The organism is Streptomyces broussonetiae (assembly GCF_009796285.1).
Taxonomy (GTDB): Bacteria; Actinomycetota; Actinomycetes; order Streptomycetales; family Streptomycetaceae; genus Streptomyces; species Streptomyces broussonetiae.
Genome location: NZ_CP047020.1, coordinates 6,277,165 through 6,301,194 on the forward strand (window position 1 = coordinate 6,277,165; position 24,030 = coordinate 6,301,194).

Below are 24,030 nucleotides of genomic sequence, written 5' to 3' on the forward strand. Positions count from 1 at the left end.
CACCGGTGCAGAAAAAGCGGCCTCGGCGCACAGGCAGGCAGACGGACCTCACGGGGGCCGCCCGGCAGACTTCCGTGGGCCACGGCCGCCCCACTCATGTGCGCACCCGGCTGATCGTCGCCGTCGCCGTGGTGGCCGCCGCGATCGCCGGCGCCGGGGCGCCTTCCCTGCTCAGCGCCTCCCAGCAGGTCAGTGACACCCAGGACCTGGTGACGCTGGCCACCCGCACCCAGGACGCGCTCGCCCTTGCGAACTCCCTCGCCGACGAGCGTGACGAGGTCACCTCCTACATCGCGGCCGGGCGTCCCAAGTCCGAGGCTCCCTCCGAGGACCGCAGCGCCCGCGTCGACCGCGAGGTCGAGGACCTGCGCGCCGAGTCCGACACCCCGGCGAGCCTGCGCAGCACCCTCGACGGCATCGACGCGGTCCGGCACGACGCGCTCACCGGCAAGACCACGGCCCTGCAGGCCCACGAGGCGTACTCGGCGACGATCACCGCCCTGCACCTGGTCGCCGAGCAACTGGCCGAACAGTCGACCGCGCGGGCCGGCTCCGGCGCCCACGCGCTCGCCGAGCTGGACACCGCCGTCCAGCAGTCCGCCGCCGCCCGCGGTCTGCTGCTGGCCGCGCTGAACGTGCCCTCCGTCACCCGGACGGTGATCAACCCGGTCACCGGCCTGCCCGTCACGACCTCCACCGCCTCGCGGGCCGACAGCAGGCAGCGCGACGCCCTGTCCGCCGCCGCCCAGCAGGCCCGGCTGCGCGCCGACGCGGCCCTCGCCGACTTCCGCGAGACCGCCCCCCAGGCCTCCGTCGAGTCCTACGACACCACGGTCACGGGTCCGGACGTCAACTCGGCGGAGAAGTACCTGGCCACGCTCACCGCGCAGCCCACCCTCACCGACAGCGAGCAGGCCACCAGCGCCAAGAAGCTGGACGCGGTCCTGTCCGCCCGCGTCGACCTGATGCGCGGCGCGGAATCGGCCCTCTACGACCACCGCACCAAGACCCTGGCCACGCTCCGGGACGACGACGTCACCACCCTGGAGATCCGGATCGCCGTCCTCGGCGCTCTGATGCTGGTCGCCGTGGGCATCGCGGCGGCCTTGGCCCGCACCCTCACCCGTCCCCTGTCCGTGCTGCGCCGCGGCTCGGCCAGGCTGGCCGAGTCCGAGGAACCGGGCACCCAGGAGCCGATCGCCTTCACCGGTCGCAACGACGAGTTCGCCCAGGTCGTCCGCTCGGTCAATGCCCTGCACACGCACGCGGCGGCCCTGCGCGAGCGGGTGGCCACGCTGGAGACCGACCGCAAGCACCTGGTCGGACAGCGGCAGAAGATGGCCGACGCCCGCGAGGAACTGCGCTCCGAACTCGCAGAATCAGCAGCCCAGTTGGAACGGCTGCGCAGCAGCATCGGCGGTACGTTCGTCAACCTCGCTCTGCGCACCCTCGGCCTGGTCGAGCGCCAGCTCGCCGTCATCGAGGGCCTGGAGGAGCGCGAACAGGACCCCGACCGGCTCGCCACGCTCTTCAAGCTGGACCACTTCGCCACGGTCATGCGCCGGCACAGCGAGAACCTCCTGGTCCTCGCCGGTACCGAGCACGTCCAGCAGCACCACGGCCCGGTCCCGCTGGTCGACGTCGTCCGCGCGGCGGTCAGCGAGATCGAGCGCTACGAACGCGTCCGTATCGCGGCGCTGCCCCCGCACGCCCACCTGGCGGGCTTCGCGGCCGACGACCTCTCCCACCTGCTGGCCGAACTCATGGAGAACGCCTCGTCGTTCTCCCCGCCGGACCTGCCGGTCGAGGTCTCCGGCTGGCTGCTGGAGAGCGGCGAAGTGATGCTCTCGGTCCAGGACGAGGGCATCGGCATGGCGACCGACCGCCTCGAGCACCTCAACGCCCGCCTGGCCGGCTTCGACCCCGAGTCGCACTACGACCACGAGGGCGACGCCGGTCTCGGCCTCGGCCTGTACGTCGTCGCGCGCCTCGCCCACCGCCACGGCGTCCGCGTGCAGCTGCGCGAGCAGAAGCAGGGCGGCATCGCGGCGGTCGTGGTCCTGCCCGCCACCCTGCTCACCGAGGCCCCGCCGACGGCCATGCCCCCGCAGACCACATCCATGAGCGGCACCGGCACCTTCTCCCTGCCCGGCGCCGACGCCGAGGTCAACTCCAACGTCCTGCACGGCCGTACGAAGCACACGGACCCCCTGGTCGCCCTGGCGGAAGAGGCGGTACGGGCGGAGGCGGCCACCGCCGGTCCTGCCCGCGCGGACGCCTCTGCCGCCGAGACCGAAGAGCCCGCCGTCCACGAGCAGGCCGCCCCGGCCGCCGCGCAGCAGGCGGAGACCCGTCCCAAGGCCCCGGCGGAGACCTACGCCGAGTCGACGATGGAACTGCTACTCCCGGACGTACGCCAGGACCCGCCGAGCACCGCACCGGCCACTGAACCGGTGATCGAGCCGGCCACCGAAGCAGCGACCGGAGCAGCGACCGAAGCAGCCACCGAGCGGGACGCCGCCTTCACCGCTTCGTCGGCCCCCGCACATCCGTCAGTGCCCGACTCCCCGGCCGCGCCCACGGCTCCGGCAGCCGCCGACGGCGGCGAACCCGAGGCGGCGGAGCGGGTCACCAGCAAGGGGCTCCCCAAGCGCACACCCAGGATCACCGCACCCGCCGCCCCGCCCCGCCAGCGCAGCGGCAACGTGGACGCCGAAGCCCTCCGCAGGAGGCTCGGCGGGTTCCGCAGCGGCGCCCAGGCCGGCTACCGCGAGGTGGAGGCCGAGATCGCCGAACAGACCGCCGGCCACCAGCGCCCGGCCGCATACGTACACGCCGAAGAATCCACGGGGGGCACAGCCGAGGAGGCAAGCAGTTGACCGCGCCCAGTACCTACGGACTGAGCAGTGAAGCCCGCAACCTGCACTGGCTGCTGACCAACCTGGTGGAGGAAGTACCCGGCATCGAATCGGTTGCCGTGGTCTCCTCGGACGGCCTGCTGCTGCTCTCGTCCGACCCCGGACACACCGAGCAGACCCGCCGGGCCCGCCCGGCCAAAGGGCCCCGTGGCTCCTCCGCGGACCTCGCCACCGTCGTCTCCGGCATCGGCAGCCTCACCGTGGGCGCCGCCCGGCTGATGGCGTTCGGCGGGGTCAAGCACACGATGGTCGCGATGGAGGAGGGCAGTCTGTTCGTGATGTCCATCAGTGACGGCTCACTGCTCGGAGTGCACGGTTCCGCCGAGTGCGACATGAGCGTGGTGGCGTACCACATGGCCCTGTTCGTCGGCCGCGCCGGGCACGTCCTGACCCCCGAACTCCGCAGCGAGCTGCGAAAGTCCCTGGAAGCCGAGTCGGTGGGGAGCACCCGATGAGCGGCACGCCCAAGAGGCTCCCCGTGCGCGGCGGCGAACGCAAACCCGCCCGCGTCCGCCCCTACTCGCTCACCGGCGGCCGTACCCGCTTCGGCCACGTCCTCCTCGTGGAGACGTTCGTCGCGGCGCTCGAAGCCCCGGAGGAGCGTAGGGAGCTGGCGAATGGTTCCCTCAACACCCGGGTCATGCCGGAGATGCGGGCCATCGTCGAACTGTGCCGCCGTATGCGCACGGTGGCCGAGATCGCCGCGCTGCTGCAGATGCCGCTCGGCGTGGTCCGCGTGCTCCTCAGCGACCTCGCGGACCAGGGAAAGATCCGTGTGTACGGCACCGGGACCGGTCACGGCACCGGCCGTCCGGACCGCGCTCTGCTGGAAAGGGTGCTCGGTGGACTCCGTCGTCTCTGACGCCGCCGCCTCCGCGGTCGGAGGCATTCCCCTCGTCGCCGGTTTCACCGAGCCCGACGAGGACCTGAAGTCCTGGCAGACGGACCGCACCCGGGCTCCCGTCGCCACGAAGATCGTGGTGGCCGGGGGCTTCGGCGTCGGCAAGACCACGCTGGTCAGCGCCGTCTCGGAGATCACGCCCCTGCAGACCGAGGCGCTGATGACCGAGGCGAGCGAGGAGACCGACGACCTGACCGCCACGCCGGACAAGCTCACCACCACCGTGGCCATGGACTTCGGCCGCATCACGCTCGACGACGACCTGGTGCTCTACCTGTTCGGCACGCCGGGCCAGCAGCGGTTCTGGTTCATGTGGGACGACCTGGTGCGGGGCGCGATCGGTGCGGTCGTCATGGCCGACACCCGTCGGCTGAAGGACTGCTTCCCGGCACTGGACTACTTTGAGAGCTGCGGGCTGCCGTACGTCGTCGCCGTCAACCACTTCGACGACAGCGAGCTGTTCGAGCCGGAGGACGTCCGGGAGGCGCTGACCATACCCGCGCACATCCCTGTCATGATCATGGATGCGCGGCGTCGGATTTCGGCCATCGAGACACTCCTCGCCCTGGTCGGCCACGCGCTGGACGAAACCCCCGAGTAGTCCCGGTTAGGAGCACCACCCGCATGCGGAAGATACTCGTCGTCGGAGCCGGCCAGTCCGGCCTCCAGCTCGCCCTCGGCCTCCAGTCCCACGGCTACGAGGTCACCCTGATGTCGAACCGGACCGCGGACGAGATCCGCACCGGCCGGGTCATGTCGACGCAGTGCATGTTCCACACGGCACTGCAGCACGAGCGCGATCTCCAGCTGAACTTCTGGGAGTCCCAGGCCCCGAAGATCGAGGGGCTCGGTGTCTCGGTCGCGGCCCCCGGTTCGCACGACCCGGGCCCCACCCAGCGGGCGATCGACTGGGTGGGCAAGCTGGACGGGTACGCGCAGTCGGTCGACCAGCGGGTGAAGATGGCCGGCTGGATGGAGACCTTCGCGCAGCGCGGCGGCCAGCTGGTCATCCACGGCGCGGCGGTCGGCGACCTCGACTACTTCTCCCGCGCCTACGACCTCGTCCTGGTCTCGGCCGGCAAGGGCGAGCTGGTCCAGATGTTCGGCCGCGACGCCTCGCGCTCCCCGTACAGCGAGCCGCAGCGGGCGCTGGCCGTGGCGTACGTCCACGGGCTCGGCCAGCGTCCGGAGCACCCGGAGTTCGACGCCGTGCGCTGCAACCTGGTGCCGGGCGTCGGCGAGCTGTTCGTCATGCCGACCCTCACCACCTCCGGTCGCGCGGACATCCTGTTCTGGGAGGGCATACCCGGCGGCCCGCTCGACGTCTTCAACGGCGTCAAGGACCCGGCGGAGCACCTCTCCCTGACCCTGGAACTCATGGAGAAGTTCACGCCCTGGGAGTACGCGCGCGCGACCAAGGTCGAACTGACCGACGCCGGCGGCACGCTGGCCGGCCGCTACGCCCCGACCGTCCGCAACCCCATCGGCCGTCTCCCCGGCGGCGGCCTGGTCCTGGGCGTCGCGGACGTCGTCGTCGCCAACGACCCGATCACCGGCCAGGGCTCCAACTCGGCGGCCAAGTGCGCCGCCGCCTACCTCGACTCGATCCTCGAGCACGGGGACCGGGAGTTCGACGAGGCCTGGATGCAGGCGACGTTCGACCGCTACTGGAACACCGCGCAGCACGTCACCAAGTGGACCAACGCGATGCTCGCCCCGCCGCCGGAGCACATCCTGAACCTCATCGGCGCGGCCGGTCAGCTGCAGCCGGTGGCGGACCGTTTCGCCAACGCCTTCAACGACCCGGCCGACTTCGAGAACTTCTTCTACGAGCCGGAGAAGACGGGCGCCTACCTGGCTGCGGTCGCCGGAGCGTGACGGGCTTCTGACCGGCAGTTCGACCACCGTCACCTGTCGTCGTTGGTCGCTGCTGGTCGCCCTCGGACGGCCCGGAGACGGCCCCGGTCTTGCTGCCGGGGCCGTTGGCGGCGCACGGGGACTCAGCCCCTCGGTGCGAACTACGGGCACGTAAGGTCGCTGAGGTCTTCCGCCCTGGTCAAGCCGCGTTCTCAGCCCTCCTGCGCCGCCAAGCCTGCCTTGGGCCTCCGCTCTCACTCAGTGCTCTGAGCCGTCCCGGCCGCAGGCTTTGAGGTCTGCCCTCATCTTTATCAGGTCGATCACGGCCCGCCCTGACGTCCACCAACCGACCGGGGCATCCAGGGGGCGTGTGCTGGAGATCGCCACTGACCGCTGGCGTTCGCGCCTGTTGGTGTCAGGCGTTGATGTCAGAACGCGCTCCTTCTGCGTCACCCGTCTGCGTCGTCGGGGGCGACAGCGAGCATCAGTCCGCCGAGGCTGGACATGACACAAGTGCGGCGCGTTGCCGATCTTCAAGCCCGACCGTACGGCCTTGGATGCGGCGCCTCAGACACGCACTGCCGATGGAAGTAAGAGGTGCCGTTGCATGTCACACCGCGCTGTGAGGGGGCCGGAGGCCACGTGGGTGGCCAGGTCGGCGGGGGCCCTACTGTGCCTCGCGGTGGCCGTCATCCATGTCAAAGATCAAGGCGGCGTCACGACAACGAGGGATCCCCGCTACATCGGTGTCGCCTACCACGTCCTCGAGATCGTGGCCGTGGTCGCTGCCGCGCTGCTTCTTTCCGGCATCGTCCGACCGGGGTGGCTGCTGGCGGTCGGGGTCGCCGCGGGCCCCCTGCTGGGATACATCCTCTCCAGGGGCCCGGGACTGCCCAACTACAGCGACGACATCGGCAACTGGACGGAACCGCTCGGGCTGGTCAGCCTGGCCGTCGAAGGGGCCCTTCTCCTTTTGTCGGTTTCGCTCTTGGCGCGAAGTTTGCGGCACCGCAGAACCTTGCACTAGGGCTGCGCGGTGCGACTTGGCCGAGCCGGCGTCCGGGTGCGGGACGCAGCCGACCCACCAGGTGAGGCCCAGGCCGGCGCAGTTGGTTGAGTGCCTGCTGGAAGGGCTCCCCTTCCTCATTGCGGCCCGCATAGGTCCCCCGCGTGATCGAAGTATCCGCCCCCAATCGGTTCTTCGCGGGTGCTGTCCTTCGCCGCGGAGTGTCAGCTGAAGCCGATCCGAAGGCGTTGCTTGGCCGTGCGGCTGGGAACCATGGCCCTGGGGTGATCGGCCGGGATCCGCGGCCTGCCCGGACCGGTGCGCATCAAGCGGCTGCGTGGCATCGTCACCGCCGAGGACCTGGTCAATCGCACGTTTCATCGGTTGCGTCCCGACGAGCTGTGGGTCACCGACATCACGCAGCACCGCACCAGGGAAGGGCGGGTGTACTGCGCGGTGGTCCTGGATGCGTTCAGCCGCACCCAAACCTGCAGCAGACCCTTGCGGGGCCGTTGGCTTGCTTCTATGAGCCGGAGAAGACGGGCGCCTACCTGGCTGCGGTCGCCGGAGCCTGATCCGGACGTACGGCACCGAGTACCGGAAGGGACGCCAGGGGCGACACCCTGATGTCCTCTCCCGGTCTCGGTGCCTGCACGATCCTGCCGTCCCCGATGTACATCGCCACATGGGTCGCGTCGGGGAAGTAGACCACCAGGTCGCCGGGCCGCAGTCCGTTCAGCGGGATCTTCCTCAGCCGTCGCCACTGCTCCTGGCTGGTGCGCGGGATGGGCGTGCCCGCGTGCTGCCAGGCCTGGGAGGTCAGGCCCGAGCAGTCGTAGGAGCCCGGGCCCTGCGCGCCCCACTGGTACGGCTTGCCCAGCTGCTCCATGGCAAAGCGGACCGCGCGGGCGCCCGCGGGGGAGGCGGAGCGGTCCGTGGGCAGCGCACCCGCGGTGGTGAGCCGCTGCTGGGCCTGTGTGACGCTCTGCTGCTCCAGAGCGGCGATCGCGGCCAGTTGGGCCGGGGTGAGGCCGGTCAGCAGGCGTTCCACGTCGGCAAGTCCGGCCCGGACGGCGTCGCGTTGTCTCTTCTGCCGGCCGGCCAGCGCGAGCTGGGTGTCCAGGGCCCTGCGGGAGGCCCGGGCCAGGACGTCCGTGCGCCGCTCCGCGGTGGTCAGCCGGTCCACCGTCCGGGCCCGTTCGCGGGCCAGCTCGGCGATGACATGGCCCTCGTCCAGGGCGTGCTGCGGGTCGGGGGCGAGCAGCAGGCGGGCGTAGGGGCCGAGGCCGAAGCCGCTGCGGTACTGCTCGCGGGCCAGCCGGCCGGCGTCGGCCCGGCTGTCCTGGAGGGCGAGGCGGGAGCGGGCCAGTTCGCCGTCCAGCCGGGACACCTCGGCGCGCTGCCGCCTGAGTCTGTCCGTGGTGGTGTTGTAGGCCTCGGTGGCCTGTTCGGTCTGCCGGTACAGCTGCTGGAGGTCGGTCAGCAGCTGGGAGACGGAGCGCTGGGGGGCCGGTTCGGCCACGGCGGGCACGGGCGCGAGGACGGCCTGGGCCGCCAGCGCCGCCGTACAGGCCAGGCGCGGAAGCCGTCCTGACACGTCATCACCTCGGGTGCGGGGAGGGTGGGCGGTTCACCTCCCATGGCACCGCGATTATCGGATGAGTCGGCGCAAGGCGCGCGGCGTGCGGGCGTTTCGGCCGATGCCTGTCACCCGTTCGTGTCGCGGGGCCCGCCGGGCGGCCCGGCCTGTGGCTTCGACCAGGGCCACCTGAGCTTTCCGGCGGAGGCGTCGTCGGGGTCGTAGCTGTACTTCCAGCCCTGGATCAGACCCAGTCGCCTGCTGTGGCCGCGCGGGACCCGCCGGTAGACGAGCACCGTGGGCGGACCGCCGTCCGGGTCCGGGACGGGGATGCGGTACGTCTTCGGGGGGTGCCCGGTGGGGCCCAGCACGACGGGCAGTACGCGCCCGTCCATGGGGCCGCCCTCGAAGGGGGTGTCCTGGCTCTTCACGGGTTCAGTTTCAGCCATCCTCGGCGAGCGTGCCGACGAGGGCGGCCGTCTGCGGGTCCCGGGCGGCGGTGACCGTGAGGACGGCCACGAACTGCTCCACCAGCCAGTCGCGCAGCTCCTCCACCGGAGGCTGCTTGTCCTCGTCCAGCCAGATCAGGGAGGCCGCCTCGACGGCCGTGATCCAGGTCCGCACGGTCATGCGCAGCCGGGGGCCGGGGTCGGCGATGTCGAGATGGCGGTAGATGTGCTCGGCGGCGGCCCGGCGCACCCCGTCCACGGTGGCGGTGGTACGGGAGGTCTCCACCACGCTGCCGCCCTGCAGCAGTGCGCTGAAGCCGGTGTCGTGCTCGTCGACGAAGGCCAGGTAGCGGTCCAGGGCGCGGGAGAGCCGGCGCAGCGGCGGGCCCTCGAGGGGCTCGTCGAAGCACTGCTGCAGCTCTTCGGCGGCGGAGCGCAGCGCGGCCTCGTACAGCTGCTGCTTGCCGCCCGGGAAGTACCGGTACACCAGGGGGCGCGAGACTCCGGCCTCCTCTGCCACGTCGTCCAGCGACACGTCCTCGGGCGCGCGGTGCGCGAAGAGGTTCAGGGCGGCGTCGAGGAGCTGGCTTCGCCGCTCCTCGACGCTGAGCCGACGGTAGGCGGGGGTGGCGGACGGGGTCATGGACGGCAGCCTAATCGCCGTCCTGGCCGGCTCCACGTCGGCTGTGGTCAGCGCCCACCCGAGACGGTGATGTCGCTGCCGGTGACGTACGACGCCTCCGGCGAGATCAGCCACGACACGGCAGCCGCGATCTCCTCGGGCCGGCCCGTGCGACCCTGCGGGCTGAGCGCGCCCATCTCCTGGTCCCTGGGAGTGATCAACCCGGTCTCGATGACCCCCGGTGAGACGCTGTTGACCCGGATTCCCTCCGCGGCGACCTCGTTGGACAGCGCGCGGGTGAACGTCACCAGGGCGCCCTTGCTCGCCGCGTAGGGGGTCATCCCGGAGAAGTCGGCCGGCGCCTTGGCGGCGATCGAGGCGATGTTGACGATGCATCCGCCGGTGCCGCCGCGAGCGGTCGACATCGCCCGGACGGCGCGTTGGGCGCACAGCATGGGCCCCACGACGTTGACCTGCATCAGCCGGGTCAGCCCGTCCGTCTGCTGCTCGTCGAGGCGGACCCGCAGGCCGGCCGTGCCGGCGTTGTTGACCAGTGCGGCCAGCGACCCCATCTGCCGTGCCCGGTCGAACAGGTCCGACACCTCGCCCTCCGAGGCGACATCGGCACGCACGGCCGCGGCCCGGCCGCCCTTGGCGTGGATGGCGGCCACCACCGACTCGGCTCCCTCGGCGTCGACCCCGTAGTTGACGACCACGGCGTAGCCGTCGCCGGCCAGCCGTTCGGCGATCGCCGCGCCGATGCCCCGGCTGGCGCCCGTGACGACCGCCACGCCTTTGCTCTGATCAGTCATGGTCTTCCCGTCGCAGCCCCCACAGCCCAGGTCGGCGAGGTGGGCATCCGGGCACACCGGTAACGCCTGCTCCACGTGTGCCCCGCCCCGCACCAGGAGCAATCCTTCCAGACCAGGACATAGCCCGCACCCGGGAGTTCGGCGGCCCGGGGCCCGCTGCCCGGCCTCGGGTCGGATCGCCCTCGTCCGCTACGCCAGCAGCCCCGACGACCTCCACAGCCGCCTCCCGGCCCCCCGCAGCACCCCGATGTCGTCCAGGAAGTCCGTCAGCCGCTTCGCTCCCGTCTGCATGACCTCCCGTCGGTGTCCGCTCGCCTTCACCTGGGCCATCGCCTCCCGCCTGTCGAGGCCGACGTTCGTGTAGACCTCGGGGTTGACGAAGGCGACCGAGAAGACGCGGGCGAACTCGCCCGAGGTGATCCGGGTGAACTCCTGGGACCACTTGGGTGCCGTCATCATCTGGCGCCGCAGTTCCTCACGGGCGTACCGGACATGGCGCGCCTCCTCGACCACGTGGATGCGGGTGACGCCCCGGATCAGCGGCTGGACCCGCTCGTCCGGGAACGTCAGCCGCTGCATCCAGTCCAGGACCTCCTCGCCGAGCAGCGTCGCCGTGAAGGAACCCGGGGTCGTCGAGATCGTCTTGAAGACGCGGCCGAGGTTCAGGTGGGCCCGGCTCACCGGGTACCAGGGTGTGCCACCGTGCGAGATCAGGCGGGCGAACATCTTCGAGTGCCGGCACTCGTCCTCGATCTCGGTGAGCGCGTAGCGCACGTGCGCGCTCGTCGCCGCCTTGTCGTAGATGTGCCGGACGAGCAGCTGCATCAGGATGATCTCGAACCAGATGCCGAGCGAGGCCAGTGCCGCCGCCTCGTGCTGGGAGAGCAGGATCCGCTGCTCCTCGCTCATCCGCTTCCACATCGGCGTGCCGTACAGGGACACCAGCTCCGGCGGCCAGAACCACTTGCCCTCCTCGAAGGGCGCGTCCCAGTCCAGCTCCGTGTCCGGGTCGAAGGAGTGCTTGGCAGAGGAGACGAGCAGCCGTTCGGCCACCTGTTCGCGGTCCTTGAGCAGGCCGAGCGCGTCGCGCAGACCTTCCAGCGCGTCCGCTTCCGTCAGCGTCGTCATGGCTCCCTCACCTCGTTACCGGGGGGTACGTCGTCTTGCCTTTATGAGACTGCCTGTCAGCAAGGGCGTCAATCCCTTGCACATGACTTGTTGACTGCGCGTCTACGTGTGAGCCTGCGAGGTATGCCGACCCATGACCTGTACGCCAACGATCCGGGAGACTCCCTCTGGCAGGTGCCCGCGAGCGGCGCGGCCCGGTTCAACTGGGAGTACGACGACGGCCGTGACCGTCTGCTCGCCCTGTACCAGAAGGGCAAGGACAAGCAGTGGGACGGGCAGAAGCGCATCGACTGGGACCTGGAGGTCGACCCCTACGACCCGCTCGGCACCCCCGACGAGTCCATGGCCCTGTACGGCACCCCGTACTGGGAGAAGATGACCGGAAGGGACAGGGCCGAACTGCGCCGGCACCTCGCCTCCTGGCAGTTCAGCCAGTTCCTGCACGGTGAGCAGGGCGCGATGGTCTGCGCGGCGCGGATCGTGGAGTCGGTGCCCGACCTGGACGCCAAGTTCTACTCCGCGACCCAGACGATGGACGAGGCCCGGCACGCCGAGATCTACGGCCGCTTCCTGCACGAGAAGATGGGGCTCGTCTATCCGATCAACGACAATCTGCAGTCTCTCCTCGGGGACACGCTGCGCGACAGCCGCTGGGACATGCCGTACCTGGGCATGCAGGTGCTCATCGAGGGCCTCGCGCTGGCCGCCTTCGGGATGATCCGGGACACCACGACCAAGCCGCTGCCCAAGCAGATCCTGGCCTACGTCATGCAGGACGAGGCCCGGCACGTGGCCTTCGGCCGGATGGCGCTGCGGGACTACTACCGGCAGCTCACCGACGCCGAACTGCGCGAGCGCGAGGAGTTCGTCATCGAGGGCTGCTATCTCATGCGCGACCGGCTGCGCGGCGAGGAGGTGCTGGAGAACTTCGGCGTCCCCAAGGCCGAGGCGGCGGAGCTGAGCGAGCGTTCCGAGTTCCTCCAGCTGTTCCGCAGGCTGCTGTTCAGCCGCATCGTGCCCTGTGTCAAGGACATCGGCCTGTGGGGCGAACGGCTCCAGCGGGCCTATGTGGACATGGGCGTCTTCGAGCTGGGCGACGCCAGCCTGGACCTGCTCATGGCCCAGGACGAGGAACTCGCCGAGCAGTTGGACGAGGAGCGCTTCGCCGCCGAGGAGCGGGCACGGGTGGCCGAGGTGGAGGAGGCCGTCGAGGCGGGGGCGGCCGAGGGCTGAGGCCGTACGGGGCCGGGGCGGTCGAGGGCCGCCACCGGCCCGCTGTGCAGGGGGGTCCCCGGGCGCGGTGGCGGGCCGTTCACCCAGGTGCAGTAGCGTGCTGGCGTGTCCATGCCTCCACCACCGCAGCAGCCGCAGCCGCCGTACGGCCAGCAGCCTCCCTATGGCCAGCAGCCTCCGTACGGTCCGCCTCCGCACGCTGCCCCCGGCCCGTACGGCCCGCCGTACCCGCAGGCCCAGCCGTACCCGCCCCAGCCCTACGCGCAGGCGCAGCAGCCCTATCCGGGCTGGGGCGCGCCGCCCCTGCCCGTGCCGCCGAAGAAGCGCCGGGTCGGGCTGGTGCTCGGCATCGTGGGCGGTGTCGTCACGCTGGTCGTCGTGGGGTTCGTCCTGCTCGGCGCGGTGGCCGGCAGCGGCTTCCCCGAGGCGAAGAACAAGCTCACCCTGCCCGGGACGCTGCTCGACGGGAAGTACAGGCTCGCCCGGGACCTCTCCGACTCCGAGGGCAAGAAGATCGAGGACGAGGCCGACGGCGCCTGGGACGCCAAGGACATCCACGGCGTGGTCGGCAGCTACAACCTGGACGGTGACGCGGCCAAGGGCACCCTGGCGCTGTCCGGCATGTACGGCCGGTTCAAGAACAGCGACGCCGCCCGCAGGAACATGATGAAGGGCGCCGCCCAGGGCAACGGCGCCACCGTCGCGGTGGCCCCCAAGGACTTCGCCCTCGACGGTGTGACGATCACCTGCGAGGTGGTGACGCAGGAGCAGATGGGTACGAAGATCACCGTGCCGATGTGCGCCTGGGCCGACGGCAACACGGGCGCCACGGTCGCGGAGGTGAACACCCCGCTGCTCTCGCAGAGCCCGTCGGAGGTGGACCTGGAGGCGCTCGCGAAGAAGACCCGGCAGATCCGCACCGAGGCGGTCCAGCCTATCGGCTGACCCCGCTCAGCGGTTCAGCACCGCTCGCATCACGTCCCGCGCGATCGGCGCGGCATCCCCGCCGCCGCTGATCTCGCCCCGGTTCGCCGAGGCGTCCTCCACCACCACCGCGACCGCCACCTGCGGTTCCAGGACGTCGTCGGCCTGCGCCCAGGAGACGAACCAGGCGTACGGCACACCGGAGTTGCCGACCCCGTGCTGAGCGGTGCCGGTCTTGCCGCCCACCAGGGCGCCGGGGATGGCCGCCTGGGTGCCGGTGCCCTCCTGGACCACGTTCGCCATCAGCTCCTTCAGCCGCACGGCCGTCGCCGGGCTCATCACCTGCCGCATCGGATGCGGCCCGCTCGCGGCGACCGTCTCACCGGTGCGCCGGGTCGTGCGCTCCACCAGGTACGGCGAGCGCAGCTGCCCGCCGTCCGCGACGGCCGCCGCGACCATCGCCATCTGCAACGGCGTGGCCCGCGTGTTGTACTGCCCGATCGAGGACAGTGCCAGCTGGGCCCGGTCCACGTGCGGGTCGAAGGTGCTGGGCGAGACGGAGAAGGGGATGCGCACCCCGGTGTCGTTGAACCCGAAGGCCTGCGCCATGGCCACCATGTTCTGCACCCCGACGTCCACCCCGAGCTTGGCGAACACCGTGTTGCAGGACCACTCGAAGGCCGACCGCAGCGAGGCGTCGCCGCAGCCGTCGGCCTCGTTGGTCAGCCGGGTCGTGGTGCCCGGCAGCCGGTAGGGGTCGGGGGAGTCGGTGAGCGCGTCCAGGTCCGTGACCACGCCCGCGTCCAGCGCCGCTGCCGCCGTGACCACCTTGAACGTCGAGCCCGGCGGATAGGTCTGCCGCACCGCGCGGTTGAGCATCGGCTTCTCCGGGTCGTGGTTGAGCCGCTCCCACGCCGACGCCACCGCCTCCCCGTTGCCGGACAGCTGCCCGGGGTCGTACGACGGACTCGACACCAGCGCCAGGATGCGGCCCGTGGCCGGCTCGATCGCGGCGACCGCGCCCTTGCGTCCGGCGAGCCCCCGGTACGCCGCCTGCTGCGCGCCCGGGTTCAGGGTGGTCACCACGTTCCCGCCCGGAGGGGGCCTGCGCGTCATGTCGTTCCACAGCGGCAGCGGCGCCAGCATCGGATCGGTGCCCGCGAGCACCCCGTCCCCGGCGTGCTCCAGGAACGTGGTGCCGTACGTCTGCGAGGCGAAACCGGTGACCGGGGCGTACAACGGGCCGTCGCGGTAGGTGCGTTCGAAGCGCAGCGGCTCGCCGGTGTCGGTGGAGCCGGTGACCGGCTCGTCGCCGACCAGGATGTTGCCGCGCGGCTGGGCGTAACGGGCGATCGTGGCACGGCGGTTGGCCGGATTGGTGTCGTAGAGCCGGGACTGCACCACCTGGACCCGGGCGGCGTTGACCAACAGGGCGGCCAGCAGCAGGGCGCAGAACGCGCAGGCGTGCCGGATGTACCGGGCCATGGGCCGCCCGCCGTCGGGGAAGCCGCCGTACTCGCTCATGGGGCCTCCCGCCCGTCGTACTGGCTGCGTGCCGAGTCGCTCACCCGGATCAGCAGCGCCACGATCGCCCAGTTGGTGACCACCGAGGAGCCGCCCTGGGCCAGGAACGGCATCGCCATGCCGGTCAGCGGGATCAGCCCGGTGACCCCGCCCGCGATCACGAACACCTGCAGCGCCAGGATCGAGGCGAGCCCGACGGCGAGGAGCCGGCCGAACGGCTCGCGCAGGGCGAGGCCCGCCCGGTAGCCGCGCTCCACCAGCAGCGCGTACAGCAGGACGATCGCGCCGAGACCGGCGAGACCCAGCTCCTCGCCCGCCGTGGCCAGGATGAAGTCCGACTTCACGGCGAAGCCGATCAGCACGGAGTGCCCGAGACCGAGCCCGGTGCCGAGCATCCCGCCGGCCGCGAACGCGAAGAGCGACTGGGCGAGCTGGTTGGGCCCCCGGCCGGCGTCGATGGTCGCGAACGGATGCAGCCAGTCCTCGATCCGCTGGTTCACATGCGGCTCCAGCCGTCCGACGGCGACGGCCCCCAGGACGGCGAGTGCCAGGCCGACCGCGATCCAACCCGTCCGCCCGGTGGCGACGTACAGCAGCACCACGAACAGCCCGAAGAACAGCAGCGAGGTGCCCAGATCCCGCTCCAGGACCAGCACGCCGACGCTCAGCAGCCAGATCGTCACGATCGGACCGAGCACCCGCCCGGTCGGGAACTGCAGCCGCCACAGCCGGCGGCCCGAGTACGCGAGCGCGCTGCGGTTGGCGGCCAGGTAGGCGGCGAAGAACACCGCGAGCAGTACCTTCGCGAACTCGCCCGGCTGGATGGAGAATCCGGCGATCCGGATCCAGATACGGGCGCCGTTGACGGCCGGGAAGAGGATCGGCAGCGCCAGCAGGGCGAGCGCGACGGCCACGCACAGGTACGCGTACCGCTGCAGCACCCGGTGGTCGCGCAGCACCAGGACGACGACGATGAACAGCCCGACCCCGAGCGTGGACCACACCAGTTGGGCGGGGGCCGCCCGGTTGTGCGGTGTCTCCAGGTCCAGCCGGTAGATCAGGACCAGGCCGAGCCCGTTGAGCAGCACCCCGATCGGCAGGAGCAGCGGGTCGGCGTACGGCGCCCGCAGGCGCACGGCGAGATGCGTGCACAGGGCGAGCACCCCGAGCCCGGCGCCGTAACCGGCGACGCCGGGCGGGACGCTACCGGTCCGCGCGAACCCCACTGCGCAGTAGCCGTACACGCACAGCAGGACGGCCAGCACGAGCAGGGCCAGTTCGATGCCACGGCGCCGGGGGAGGCGTACGACGGCTGCGGGAGCCTTCGCCGCCGCCAGGGTGGTTCCGGCCTTGGTCATGCCCGGAACCTACCCAAATGGGGCGTCTTGTGGGTCGTGCCCGCTAACACCAGCGTGGCGCGGGACCGACGTTGCGGATGTAGCGCGCCGAGCCCCAGGCCCAGGTGCCGTCCGTCAGCAGGTACCAGACCTGGTTGCCGAGCACGCCACCGCCGGCCATCTTGCAGTAGATGGTGACCTCCTTGCCCTTGGCGACGAACCGCACGCGTCGGCTGCTGCGGTCCGACCGGTCCCGCAGCCACATGCCGTCCCGGGCGGTGACGACCCCTTTGTACTGTCCGAGTCCGTGCTCCTTGCCCTGCCCGCCGGCGGTCGCGGGAACGGCAAGGGCGGTGGCGAGCAGGGCCCCGGTGGCGGCCACCAGGGCGAGAGAGCGGGCAAGGGGATGACGCAGGGTCATGGGGAACCTCCAGAAAACAGGCGGAATCTGACCAATTGCCAGATTAGGAGGGAGATTCGGCCCAAGCCCGCCGCGACGCTCGTCTAGAGGCGTGGAGATTCGTCGTTCTTTTGCGCGGAGGGCGGGACCACCGGCAGGACCAGCGTGGCGACCGCGCCCCCGTCCACCGCGTTGGCGAACACCAGCCGCGCCCCCAGCACCTCCGCCTGCCCCAGCGCGATGGTCAGCCCCAGCCCGTGCCCGGTCGCCCCGCCCTCCGTGCGGAACCGCTGCGGACCGTGCGCCACGAGATACCCCGGATACCCCTCCCCGCGATCCCGCACGGTCACCACGGCCCCGTCCACGGTGAGCACGACCGGCGCCCGGCCGTGCTTGTGCGCGTTGGCCACCAGATTGCCGAGCACCCGCTCCAGCCGCCGCCGGTCGGTCTCCACGCGCGCGCCACGGACGATCCGCACCTCCGTGTCGGTGCCCGAGGCCCGCACCACCCGCCGGGCCAGCGCCCCCAGCTCCTCGGTGCCCACGTCCAGCCTCTCCCGGCCGGTGTCCAGCCGGGAGATCTCCAGCAGGTCCTCGGTGAGCGTGCGCAGCGCCGCCACCCGGTCCCGCACCAGCTCCGTCGGCCGGCCCGGCGGCAGCAGCTCCGCCGCCGCGTGCAGCCCGGTCAGCGGGGTGCGCAGCTCGTGCGCCACGTCCGCGGTGAACCGCTGCTCGCTCAGCAGCTTGCTCTGCAGCGTGGAGGCCATGGTGTCCAGGGCCGCCGCGACCGCGGCCACCTCGTCCTGCGGCCGGGACGGGTCCTTGGTCAGCGGGTCGTCCACGCGCGCGTCCAGGTCGCCCGCGCTGATCCGCCGGGCCACGCGCGCGGTGGCGTGCAGCCGCCGGGTCACCCGGGTCACCGCGAACACGCCGACCAGCACCGTCGCTCCGATCGCGAGCCCCGACGACCACAGGATCGAGTTGTCCAGCCCGGCGATGGTGCGGGACTGCTGGGAGTAGTCGACCTCCACGGCCAGCGCCCGGTGCCCGGCCACCGGGCCCGCCGCCCACATGGTCGGGCGCCCCCGGTGCCGGGAGACGATCGTGCCGCGCCGACCGGAGGCCGCAAGGGACCGCAGCGACGCGGGCAGCCCCTCGGGGTCCACTCCGGCGCCCGGCAGCAGCGTGTCCCCGGCCTCGTACGCCTCGGTCGCGTCGCCCAGGCGGGACAGTGCCTGGGCGCGGGCCTGGCCGACGGTCTGGTTGGTCACCGAGACGTGCACCAGCACACCGAGCAGCGCGGCCAGCGCACAGCACATCACCGTGATGAACACGGCCGCCTTCACGGCGAGCGGACCGGCCCACCGGGGCAGGACGGGCTTCACGGGGTGCTCGCCGAGGAGGTGTCCGACAGGGACGAGGACGGGGCCGCGGAGGTGGAGGGGGCCGGGGAGGCGGACCGGGTCGGCTTGGTGGGCTTGGTGGGCTTGGTGGGCTTGCGGCCGTCACCGGTGTGCAAATACTCGTCGCGGGAGAACACCATCGCGCGCTGCCCCGGGTCCCACACCCAGGTCGTGCGGTACTCGTAGCCGGAGATGTCCGCCGGCGAGCGCTCGATCAGCGACCGGCCGGCCAGCTCCACGCCGAGGATCGCGTCGTTGTCGGCCAGCACCTGCACCAGCCTGTGCTTCTCGACGGTGTAGACCCGCACCCCCGTCTGGTTGGTCGGATACAGCCGGAAGCCGAGCGTCAGATCGTCCCGGCCGTCGCCCGTGAGGTCCCGGTAGTACGGCTTGAGCAGCGGGCAGCGCGCCTTGTCACCGCCGGCCCGGCAGTCCTTCAGCCGGTCCACGGTCGCGTGGTACGCCCCCTTGGAGCCGTAGTCGTCCGGTTCCGCCTTGATCTCCGCCTCGACCACGGCCACCGGGTCAACCTTGTGGATGTCGCCACCGGGGACGGTGATGCCCTTGACGACCACCCGGGTCGACACGGCGTAGGGGTAGGCCGGGCTGGAGGCGGGACGCAGGTCGGGCCAGAGCTTGGCGGGGCTGACCGCGGTCTGCGTCGGCCCGGCGGCTCGCAGCCCGCCGCGGTCCCCGCAGGCCGCGGCCGTCGCCGACAGCAGGGCGACGAGGACCGCGGTGAGGGCGGTGCGCGCGGGACGGCGGGCTGGCACGGTGCTCCTGGGGCGTCGGGGCCGGTCGGGACCCCGTACACCTTATTCGTAGTTTCTTATTGTTCTTAGTTTCGTAGGGAAGTCCTTTTTGCGCCCTGGGGGAGGCGCTGGGAGAGAGGCTACTCGGCCAGTTCCTCGAGCAGCCGAACGGTCGGCAGCCCCGCACGCAGGTACTCCACGAACAGCTCGTTGTGCAGCGCCCAGGCCGAGCGCCGGGCCCGGATCAGCTGGATCACCTCGTCGGGCGAAAAATGGCCGCGCTGGGCCAGGGCGTGCCCGACGACCAGGCCAGAGCGGTTGTACCCGTGGTAGCAGCGCACGAGCACCTGCAGCCCCACGTCCAGTGCCTCGTTCGCCGTCAGGGCCAGCCGCATCACCCCGGCGAGCTGCGTGCCGTCCAGCGGACCGTCGGGAATCGGCCACACGTGGTGCTCGATGCCCGGATCGGGGCCGTACCCCGGCAGCCGCAACAGCGACAGCACCACATCGAACTGGTCCCGTACGACGACGGGCTCCACCTGCCCGTAACGGCCGCGGACCTCGTGCCCGCCCATCCACAGGCCTGGCACGATCTCGTTCCACGGGCGCTCCGGAGCCGGTACGTCGGGCTGCTCTCCGCGGATCCGCAACGGCGCCTCCCCAACTCCCCCTCGCGGGGCCGTCCTCCAAGGTAACCGGTCTTGCCCCGGGAGCACCCCGCCTGTTCCCATGGTCGAGGGGTGATGGCGCATGAACGCACTGCGCGTGGTGCCGGCCTATCGGCACGGCCGGGAACGGCTGTACGTCTGCCGCCCGGACGGCAGCAACGTCGCCTGGTACGACCGGGAGGCGGCCCGGGTCAACCTGCTCGGCGAGGACAGCAGAGACGATGTACTCCAAGCCCTGAAACCCTTTCTGACCGGCCCCGTGACCGTCGGGCCGCCCTCGGTCCCGACCCCTGCGGAACTGGCCCGGCTGACCCTGCATCCGGACGACGACCTGGCGCCCAACCGCCCCGGCGAGGCCCTGCTCGTCGCCCTCGACCGCGACCCCGGACCCGCCCACCGGCTGCGCCCCGACCCGCGCCGCCGTGCCCTGACCGCCGAGCAGACCGTCGGCGAGGCCCTGGACCGCCTGGAGGGAGCCGGCTGGCACACCCTGCACTCCGTCCCGCTGCCCGGCGGCGACCGCATCCACCATCTGCTGCTCGGTCCCGGTGGTGTGTTCGCCGTGCACGCCCTGTACGCCCGCAAGACCCGGATCCTGGTCGCCGACCCGATGGTCACCGTCGGCCGCCGCGAGGCCGAGCCGCTGCTGCGCCGGCTGCGCGCCGACGCAGACCGCGCCTCCTACGCCCTGACCGCCGAGGTGCGCCCGGTACTGGCCCTGGCGGGTCCCGCCGAAGTGACGGCGACCGCCCCGCCGCGCGCGGTACGCATCCTGCAGGACACCGAGCTGGCGGGCCTGGCCCGCTCGGGCGGAGTGCTCAAGCCGGCGGACGTGGAGGCCCTGCACGGCATGGCCCGGGACCGGAACACGTGGGGGAGGCTGTAGCTCAGGGGAGGCGCGCCGCTGCCTGCGGGTCCAGCAAAGGTGCCATCAGATCCCCGAGGTCCTGCAGCCGTGGGGCGATGTCCCGCGCCTGGAACTCCAGCTCGGCCGGGCTGCGGCAGGCCGCGACCTCCGCCCAGGTGAGCGGGGCGGACACCAGCGGGGCCGGGCGGGCGCGCAGGGTGTAGGGCGCGGCCGTGGTCTTGCGTGCGGCGTTCTGGCTCCAGTCGACGAGCACCTTCCCCGGCCGCAGGCTCTTCGTCATCCGGTGCACCACCAGCCGGGGCAGCGCCCGCTCGGCCTCGACGGCGAGCGCCTTGGCGTACTCGCTGGTCCGCTCCGACGACGAGCCCCGTACAGCGGCCAGCAGGTGCAGCCCCTTCGACCCGGCCGTCTTCGGGTACGCCTCGATCCCGTCGGCCGCGAGCCGTTCGCGCAGCCACAGCGCCACCTCGCAGCAGTGGACGAGATGCGCCGGCGCCCCCGGATCGAGGTCGAATACCAGCCGGTCGGCCTGGTCCGGGTCCTGTACGAGCCACTGGTGCGTATGGAACTCGGCGACGAGATTCGCCGCCCAGACGAGGCTCGGCAGGTCCTGTACGACGACCATCCGGGCCGGCCCCTCCGACCGGGGCACCTCGGCGGTGGTGACCCATTCGGGCGTACCCGGCGGCACGTTCTTGGTGAAGAACAGCTCGCCCTCCGGGCCGTCCGGATAGCGCAGGAAGGACACGGCCCGGTCGCGCAGGTGCGGCAGCAGTGCGTCGGCGCCGGTCGCGTAGTAGTGCACCAGCTCCGCCTTGGTGAAGCCGGTCTGCGGATACAGCACCTTGTCCAGGTTGCTGAGCGGGACCCGCCGCCCCTCCACCTCGGTGATAGGCGTCATAGGATGACAATCCCAGAAGAACCGCCCAAATCGGTGGAATCGGCAAGGCCATCGGCAAGCTCATCGGCAAGTTCGCCGGCAAGGCCACCGGCAAGGCCATCGGCAGAGGAAGGGTGCGGCACGTGCGGTCGATTTGGAACGGCGCCATCTCCTTCGGGCTCGTCAGCATCCCGATCAAGCTGGTGAACGCCACGGAGAGCCACGCGATCTCCTTCCGCCAGATCCACACCGAGGACAACGGCCGCATCCGCTACCGCAAGGTCTGCGAGCTGGAGGACCGCGAGGTCCGCCAGGCCGAGATCGGCAAGGGGTACGAGGACGCGGACGGCACGATCATCCCGATCACCGACGAGGACCTCTCCCACCTGCCGATCCCGACCGCCCGCACCATCGAGATCGTGGCCTTCGTGCCGGCCGACCGGATCGACCCGCTCCAGATCGACGCGGCGTACTACCTCGCGGCCGGCGGCGCGCCTGCGGCCAAGCCGTACGTCCTGCTGCGCGAGGCCCTCAAGCGCAGCAAGAAGGTGGCCATCGCGAAGTACGCGCTGCGCGGCCGTGAACGGCTCGGCATGCTGCGGGTGGTCGACAACGCCATCGCCATGCACGGCCTGCTCTGGCCGGACGAGGTACGCGCCCCCGAGGGCGTCGCCCCGGACACCGACGTCACCGTCCGCGACAAGGAACTCGACCTCGCCGACGCACTGATGGACACCCTGGGCGAGGTCGACCTCGCGGATCTGCACGACGAGTACCGGGAGGCGCTGGAGGAGGTCATCGCCGCGAAGGCCACCGGAGAGGTCCCGCCCGAGGCCCCGGCCCCGGCCACCGGCGGCAAGGTTCTCGACCTGATGGCGGCCCTGGAGAGCAGCGTCCGCGCGGCCCGGGAGTCCCGTGGCGAGGCACCGCCCCCCGAGGGCGAGGCCGAGGTCCGGCGGCTGCCCCGTAAGAAGGCCGCTGCCGCGAAGAAGACGGCCGGTACGAAGAAGACGGCGGCGGCCAAGAAGTCGACGACGGCCAAGTCGACGACGGCCAAGGCGACCACGGACAAGGCGGCCTCGGCCAAGTCCGCTGCGCAGAAGACGACGCAGAAGACGAGGCAGAAGGCAACACAGAAGGCGACGCAGAAGGCGACACAGAAGGCGACGCAGAAGAGGGCCACGTCCCGCAAGCGGACGGCTTGAGGGCGAGAGCCCGGCACCGAGACGTGCCCGTCCGGGGCCGGGGTCCCTCAGGGGCCGGAGGGTGTCCGTCCGGCTGCCGGGCTCGGAGGCGCCGTGGGTCGGGCGGGCGGTGGGTCGGTCGCGTCGTGGGTCGGTCGCGTCGTGGGTCGGTCGGGCGGTGGGCTGGTCGAGCGGTGGGTGGGCCGGGCGGTGGGCCGGTCGGGCCGTTCCCCGAGCCCGTCCCTGGTCGGGAGCCGGGGCACCGGGGACTTCGTCACGCCGCCGTTCAACTGCTCGGGAACTCCCGGCCCCGGTGCCCGAACAGCGCCAGAGCGCCCCCGGCGACAGCCAGGACCGCCAGCGCCGCGCCAAAGGCCGTCGTGCCGGTCGTCAGCCCCACCGCGTCGCTCAGATAGCCGACGGCGACGGGAAGGAGCCCGGCGGGAAGGTAACCGCCCACGTTGAGGGCCGCGTTGGCCTCGGCCAGCCGGCTCGCCGGCACGGAGGAGTTCAGCAGGGACAGACCCCCCAGCTGCCCCATGCCCTGCCCCGCCCCGGCCAGCAGCGCGGCGGCGCCCAGCGCCGGCACCGAGCCGGTGTGCACGGCGGTGATCAGCGCGAGCATGCCGAGCGCGGTGGCACCGGCCCCGGCGACCAGGACAGTACGTCGCGGCAGCCGTCGTACCGCGAACTGCACCCCCGTCGCGCAGAGGAACATCGCGAACGCCAGCCCTCCGGAGACGATGCGGCTCCCGGTGCCCAGCAGGCCCGACAGCAGCGACGGCCCGAGCGAGAGCACGAACGACGTGGCGGTGATGCCGGGCGCGAACACCGCGATACCGAGGGCGAGCTGCCGCCCGGAGCCGCGCGGCACGCCCGGCACCCGGATCCAGACCCCGGCGCCGGCGCCGGCCGGGGCCGGGGCCGGACGCCGTACCGGCATACGGAGCACCACCACGACCGCCGTCACCAGCAGCGCCGCCTCCACCGCGAACACGGTCACGGTCGGCCCGGGCAGCGTCTCTGACAGCACCCCGGCGAGCAAGGGCCCCGTCCCTGCCCCCAGCACCATCGCGCAGGAGGCCAGCAGCGCGGCGAGCGGCCGCCGTCCGGGTCCGGCGACGTCCGTCACCGCGGCCATACCGGCCGAGACCACCGCCCCGACCGCGATGCCGGTGCACAGCCGGGCGGCGATCAGCGCGGCCACGCCGCCCGCGGTCGCGAAGACCAGGCAGGCCACCAGGGCCAGCCCCAGCGCCGGCAGCAGCACGGGCTTGCGGCCGAGCCGGTCGGAGACGACACCGGACACCAGCAGCGAGCCGAGCAGCCCCGCGATGTAGCAGGCGAAGACCACCGTCAGGGTGCCCCTGCCGAACCCCATTTCGCGCTGCCACAGCACATAGAGCGGGGTGGCCGCGTTGGACAGCACGAACACGGCGGTCACGGGCCAGGCGGCGAGCCAGATCCAGCGCGCGGGCACCTCGGCGGTACGCCGGACCGGTGGTGATGTGCGGGCTGTACGCGGGTCGGTTCCGTTTCCGGTTCCGGGCATGACGAAGTCCCTCCCGAGAGGCTGTACGAGTTC

General features: G+C 71.8%; 23 protein-coding genes and 1 pseudogene. 11 read left to right on the forward strand and 13 right to left on the reverse strand.

Features of this window, described 5'->3' with window-relative positions; genetic code table 11:
* Nucleotides 1-5: 5 nt before the first annotated feature.
* From GQF42_RS29020 to GQF42_RS29050, 7 genes and pseudogenes are all read left to right on the forward strand, one after another.
* Nucleotides 6-2,879, forward strand: a complete 2,874-nt coding sequence (locus tag GQF42_RS29020) for a sensor histidine kinase (RefSeq protein ID WP_233273500.1) — start codon at nucleotides 6-8, stop codon at nucleotides 2,877-2,879.
* On the forward strand, nucleotides 2,876-3,373 hold the full coding sequence (locus GQF42_RS29025; RefSeq protein WP_158924691.1) for a roadblock/LC7 domain-containing protein: 498 nt from the start codon (nucleotides 2,876-2,878) through the stop codon (nucleotides 3,371-3,373). Before GQF42_RS29020 ends, GQF42_RS29025 begins: the two co-directional genes overlap by 4 nt.
* Nucleotides 3,370-3,780, forward strand: a complete 411-nt coding sequence (locus GQF42_RS29030) for a DUF742 domain-containing protein (protein WP_158924692.1) — start codon at nucleotides 3,370-3,372, stop codon at nucleotides 3,778-3,780. Before GQF42_RS29025 ends, GQF42_RS29030 begins: the two co-directional genes overlap by 4 nt.
* Nucleotides 3,761-4,420 (forward strand): GTP-binding protein, encoded by a 660-nt coding sequence (locus GQF42_RS29035; protein WP_158924693.1) that lies wholly within the window; start codon nucleotides 3,761-3,763, stop codon nucleotides 4,418-4,420. Before GQF42_RS29030 ends, GQF42_RS29035 begins: the two co-directional genes overlap by 20 nt.
* Nucleotides 4,421-4,443: 23 nt before the next feature.
* A complete protein-coding gene (locus tag GQF42_RS29040; RefSeq protein ID WP_158924694.1) occupies nucleotides 4,444-5,697 on the forward strand; it encodes a styrene monooxygenase/indole monooxygenase family protein in 1,254 nt (417 codons plus the stop codon).
* A gap of 661 nt (nucleotides 5,698-6,358) precedes the next feature.
* The gene (locus GQF42_RS29045) at nucleotides 6,359-6,703 is read left to right on the forward strand and encodes a hypothetical protein (RefSeq protein WP_233273501.1); all 345 of its coding nucleotides are present in this window, start codon (nucleotides 6,359-6,361) and stop codon (nucleotides 6,701-6,703) included.
* Nucleotides 6,704-6,973: 270 nt separating this feature from the next.
* A pseudogene (locus GQF42_RS29050) lies at nucleotides 6,974-7,162 on the forward strand (IS3-like element ISAar24 family transposase); the annotation flags it as partial.
* Nucleotides 7,163-7,229: 67 nt separating this feature from the next.
* On the opposite strand, the gene GQF42_RS29055 reads toward GQF42_RS29050, so the two are convergent.
* The 5 genes from GQF42_RS29055 to GQF42_RS29075 form a co-directional block, all read right to left on the reverse strand.
* Nucleotides 7,230-8,279, reverse strand: a complete 1,050-nt coding sequence (locus GQF42_RS29055; RefSeq protein ID WP_158924696.1) for a C40 family peptidase — start codon at nucleotides 8,277-8,279, stop codon at nucleotides 7,230-7,232.
* A 110-nt stretch (nucleotides 8,280-8,389) separates the two neighbouring features.
* Nucleotides 8,390-8,710 (reverse strand): hypothetical protein, encoded by a 321-nt coding sequence (locus GQF42_RS29060; RefSeq protein ID WP_199272840.1) that lies wholly within the window; start codon nucleotides 8,708-8,710, stop codon nucleotides 8,390-8,392.
* Nucleotides 8,703-9,353: a TetR/AcrR family transcriptional regulator gene (locus GQF42_RS29065; RefSeq protein WP_158924697.1), complete on the reverse strand. Its 651-nt coding sequence runs from the start codon at nucleotides 9,351-9,353 to the stop codon at nucleotides 8,703-8,705. The genes GQF42_RS29060 and GQF42_RS29065 overlap by 8 nt, the downstream gene beginning before the upstream one ends.
* A gap of 47 nt (nucleotides 9,354-9,400) precedes the next feature.
* On the reverse strand, nucleotides 9,401-10,144 hold the full coding sequence (locus tag GQF42_RS29070) for an SDR family NAD(P)-dependent oxidoreductase (RefSeq protein WP_158924699.1): 744 nt from the start codon (nucleotides 10,142-10,144) through the stop codon (nucleotides 9,401-9,403).
* A 189-nt stretch (nucleotides 10,145-10,333) separates the two neighbouring features.
* Entirely contained in the window at nucleotides 10,334-11,272 is a 939-nt protein-coding gene (locus tag GQF42_RS29075; RefSeq protein WP_158924701.1) for an AurF N-oxygenase family protein, read from the reverse strand.
* A gap of 123 nt (nucleotides 11,273-11,395) precedes the next feature.
* Between GQF42_RS29075 and GQF42_RS29080 the strand changes: the two genes are divergently transcribed.
* Nucleotides 11,396-12,505, forward strand: coding sequence for a ferritin-like domain-containing protein (locus tag GQF42_RS29080; RefSeq protein ID WP_158924703.1), 1,110 nt, complete (start codon nucleotides 11,396-11,398; stop codon nucleotides 12,503-12,505).
* A gap of 111 nt (nucleotides 12,506-12,616) precedes the next feature.
* On the forward strand, nucleotides 12,617-13,450 hold the full coding sequence (locus GQF42_RS29085; RefSeq protein ID WP_325100412.1) for a hypothetical protein: 834 nt from the start codon (nucleotides 12,617-12,619) through the stop codon (nucleotides 13,448-13,450).
* A 6-nt stretch (nucleotides 13,451-13,456) separates the two neighbouring features.
* Here the strand turns inward: GQF42_RS29085 and GQF42_RS29090 are convergent, their stop codons facing one another.
* From GQF42_RS29090 to GQF42_RS29115, 6 genes are all read right to left on the reverse strand, one after another.
* On the reverse strand, nucleotides 13,457-14,914 hold the full coding sequence (locus tag GQF42_RS29090) for a penicillin-binding transpeptidase domain-containing protein (protein ID WP_199273108.1): 1,458 nt from the start codon (nucleotides 14,912-14,914) through the stop codon (nucleotides 13,457-13,459).
* Nucleotides 14,915-14,949: 35 nt separating this feature from the next.
* Nucleotides 14,950-16,311, reverse strand: coding sequence for an FtsW/RodA/SpoVE family cell cycle protein (locus tag GQF42_RS29095; RefSeq protein ID WP_158924709.1), 1,362 nt, complete (start codon nucleotides 16,309-16,311; stop codon nucleotides 14,950-14,952).
* A 43-nt stretch (nucleotides 16,312-16,354) separates the two neighbouring features.
* Complete coding sequence (locus GQF42_RS29100) at nucleotides 16,355-16,711, reverse strand: SH3 domain-containing protein (RefSeq protein ID WP_158924710.1); 357 nt, start codon at nucleotides 16,709-16,711, stop codon at nucleotides 16,355-16,357.
* A gap of 83 nt (nucleotides 16,712-16,794) precedes the next feature.
* Nucleotides 16,795-18,075 carry a sensor histidine kinase gene (locus GQF42_RS29105; protein WP_158924711.1) on the reverse strand — a complete coding sequence of 427 codons (1,281 nt, stop codon included), beginning with the start codon at nucleotides 18,073-18,075 and terminating at the stop codon, nucleotides 16,795-16,797.
* Nucleotides 18,072-18,866, reverse strand: coding sequence for a hypothetical protein (locus GQF42_RS29110; protein WP_158924712.1), 795 nt, complete (start codon nucleotides 18,864-18,866; stop codon nucleotides 18,072-18,074). Before GQF42_RS29110 ends, GQF42_RS29105 begins: the two co-directional genes overlap by 4 nt.
* 119 nt (nucleotides 18,867-18,985) lie before the next feature.
* Nucleotides 18,986-19,495 (reverse strand): protein-tyrosine phosphatase family protein, encoded by a 510-nt coding sequence (locus tag GQF42_RS29115; RefSeq protein ID WP_199272841.1) that lies wholly within the window; start codon nucleotides 19,493-19,495, stop codon nucleotides 18,986-18,988.
* A gap of 100 nt (nucleotides 19,496-19,595) precedes the next feature.
* On the opposite strand from GQF42_RS29115, the gene GQF42_RS29120 reads away from it, so the two are divergent.
* Nucleotides 19,596-20,399 (forward strand): nuclease-related domain-containing protein, encoded by an 804-nt coding sequence (locus GQF42_RS29120; RefSeq protein ID WP_158924713.1) that lies wholly within the window; start codon nucleotides 19,596-19,598, stop codon nucleotides 20,397-20,399.
* A 1-nt stretch (nucleotide 20,400) separates the two neighbouring features.
* Here GQF42_RS29120 and ligD read toward each other — a convergent pair whose 3' ends face one another.
* On the reverse strand, nucleotides 20,401-21,282 hold the full coding sequence (ligD, locus tag GQF42_RS29125) for a non-homologous end-joining DNA ligase (RefSeq protein WP_158924714.1): 882 nt from the start codon (nucleotides 21,280-21,282) through the stop codon (nucleotides 20,401-20,403).
* A 122-nt stretch (nucleotides 21,283-21,404) separates the two neighbouring features.
* Here ligD and ku point away from each other — a divergent pair, with 122 nt between their 5' ends.
* Complete coding sequence (ku, locus tag GQF42_RS29130) at nucleotides 21,405-22,466, forward strand: non-homologous end joining protein Ku (protein WP_158924716.1); 1,062 nt, start codon at nucleotides 21,405-21,407, stop codon at nucleotides 22,464-22,466.
* 265 nt (nucleotides 22,467-22,731) lie between these two features.
* Here the strand turns inward: ku and GQF42_RS29135 are convergent, their stop codons facing one another.
* Nucleotides 22,732-23,997, reverse strand: a complete 1,266-nt coding sequence (locus GQF42_RS29135) for an MFS transporter (RefSeq protein WP_158924718.1) — start codon at nucleotides 23,995-23,997, stop codon at nucleotides 22,732-22,734.
* Nucleotides 23,998-24,030: the final 33 nt, after the last annotated feature.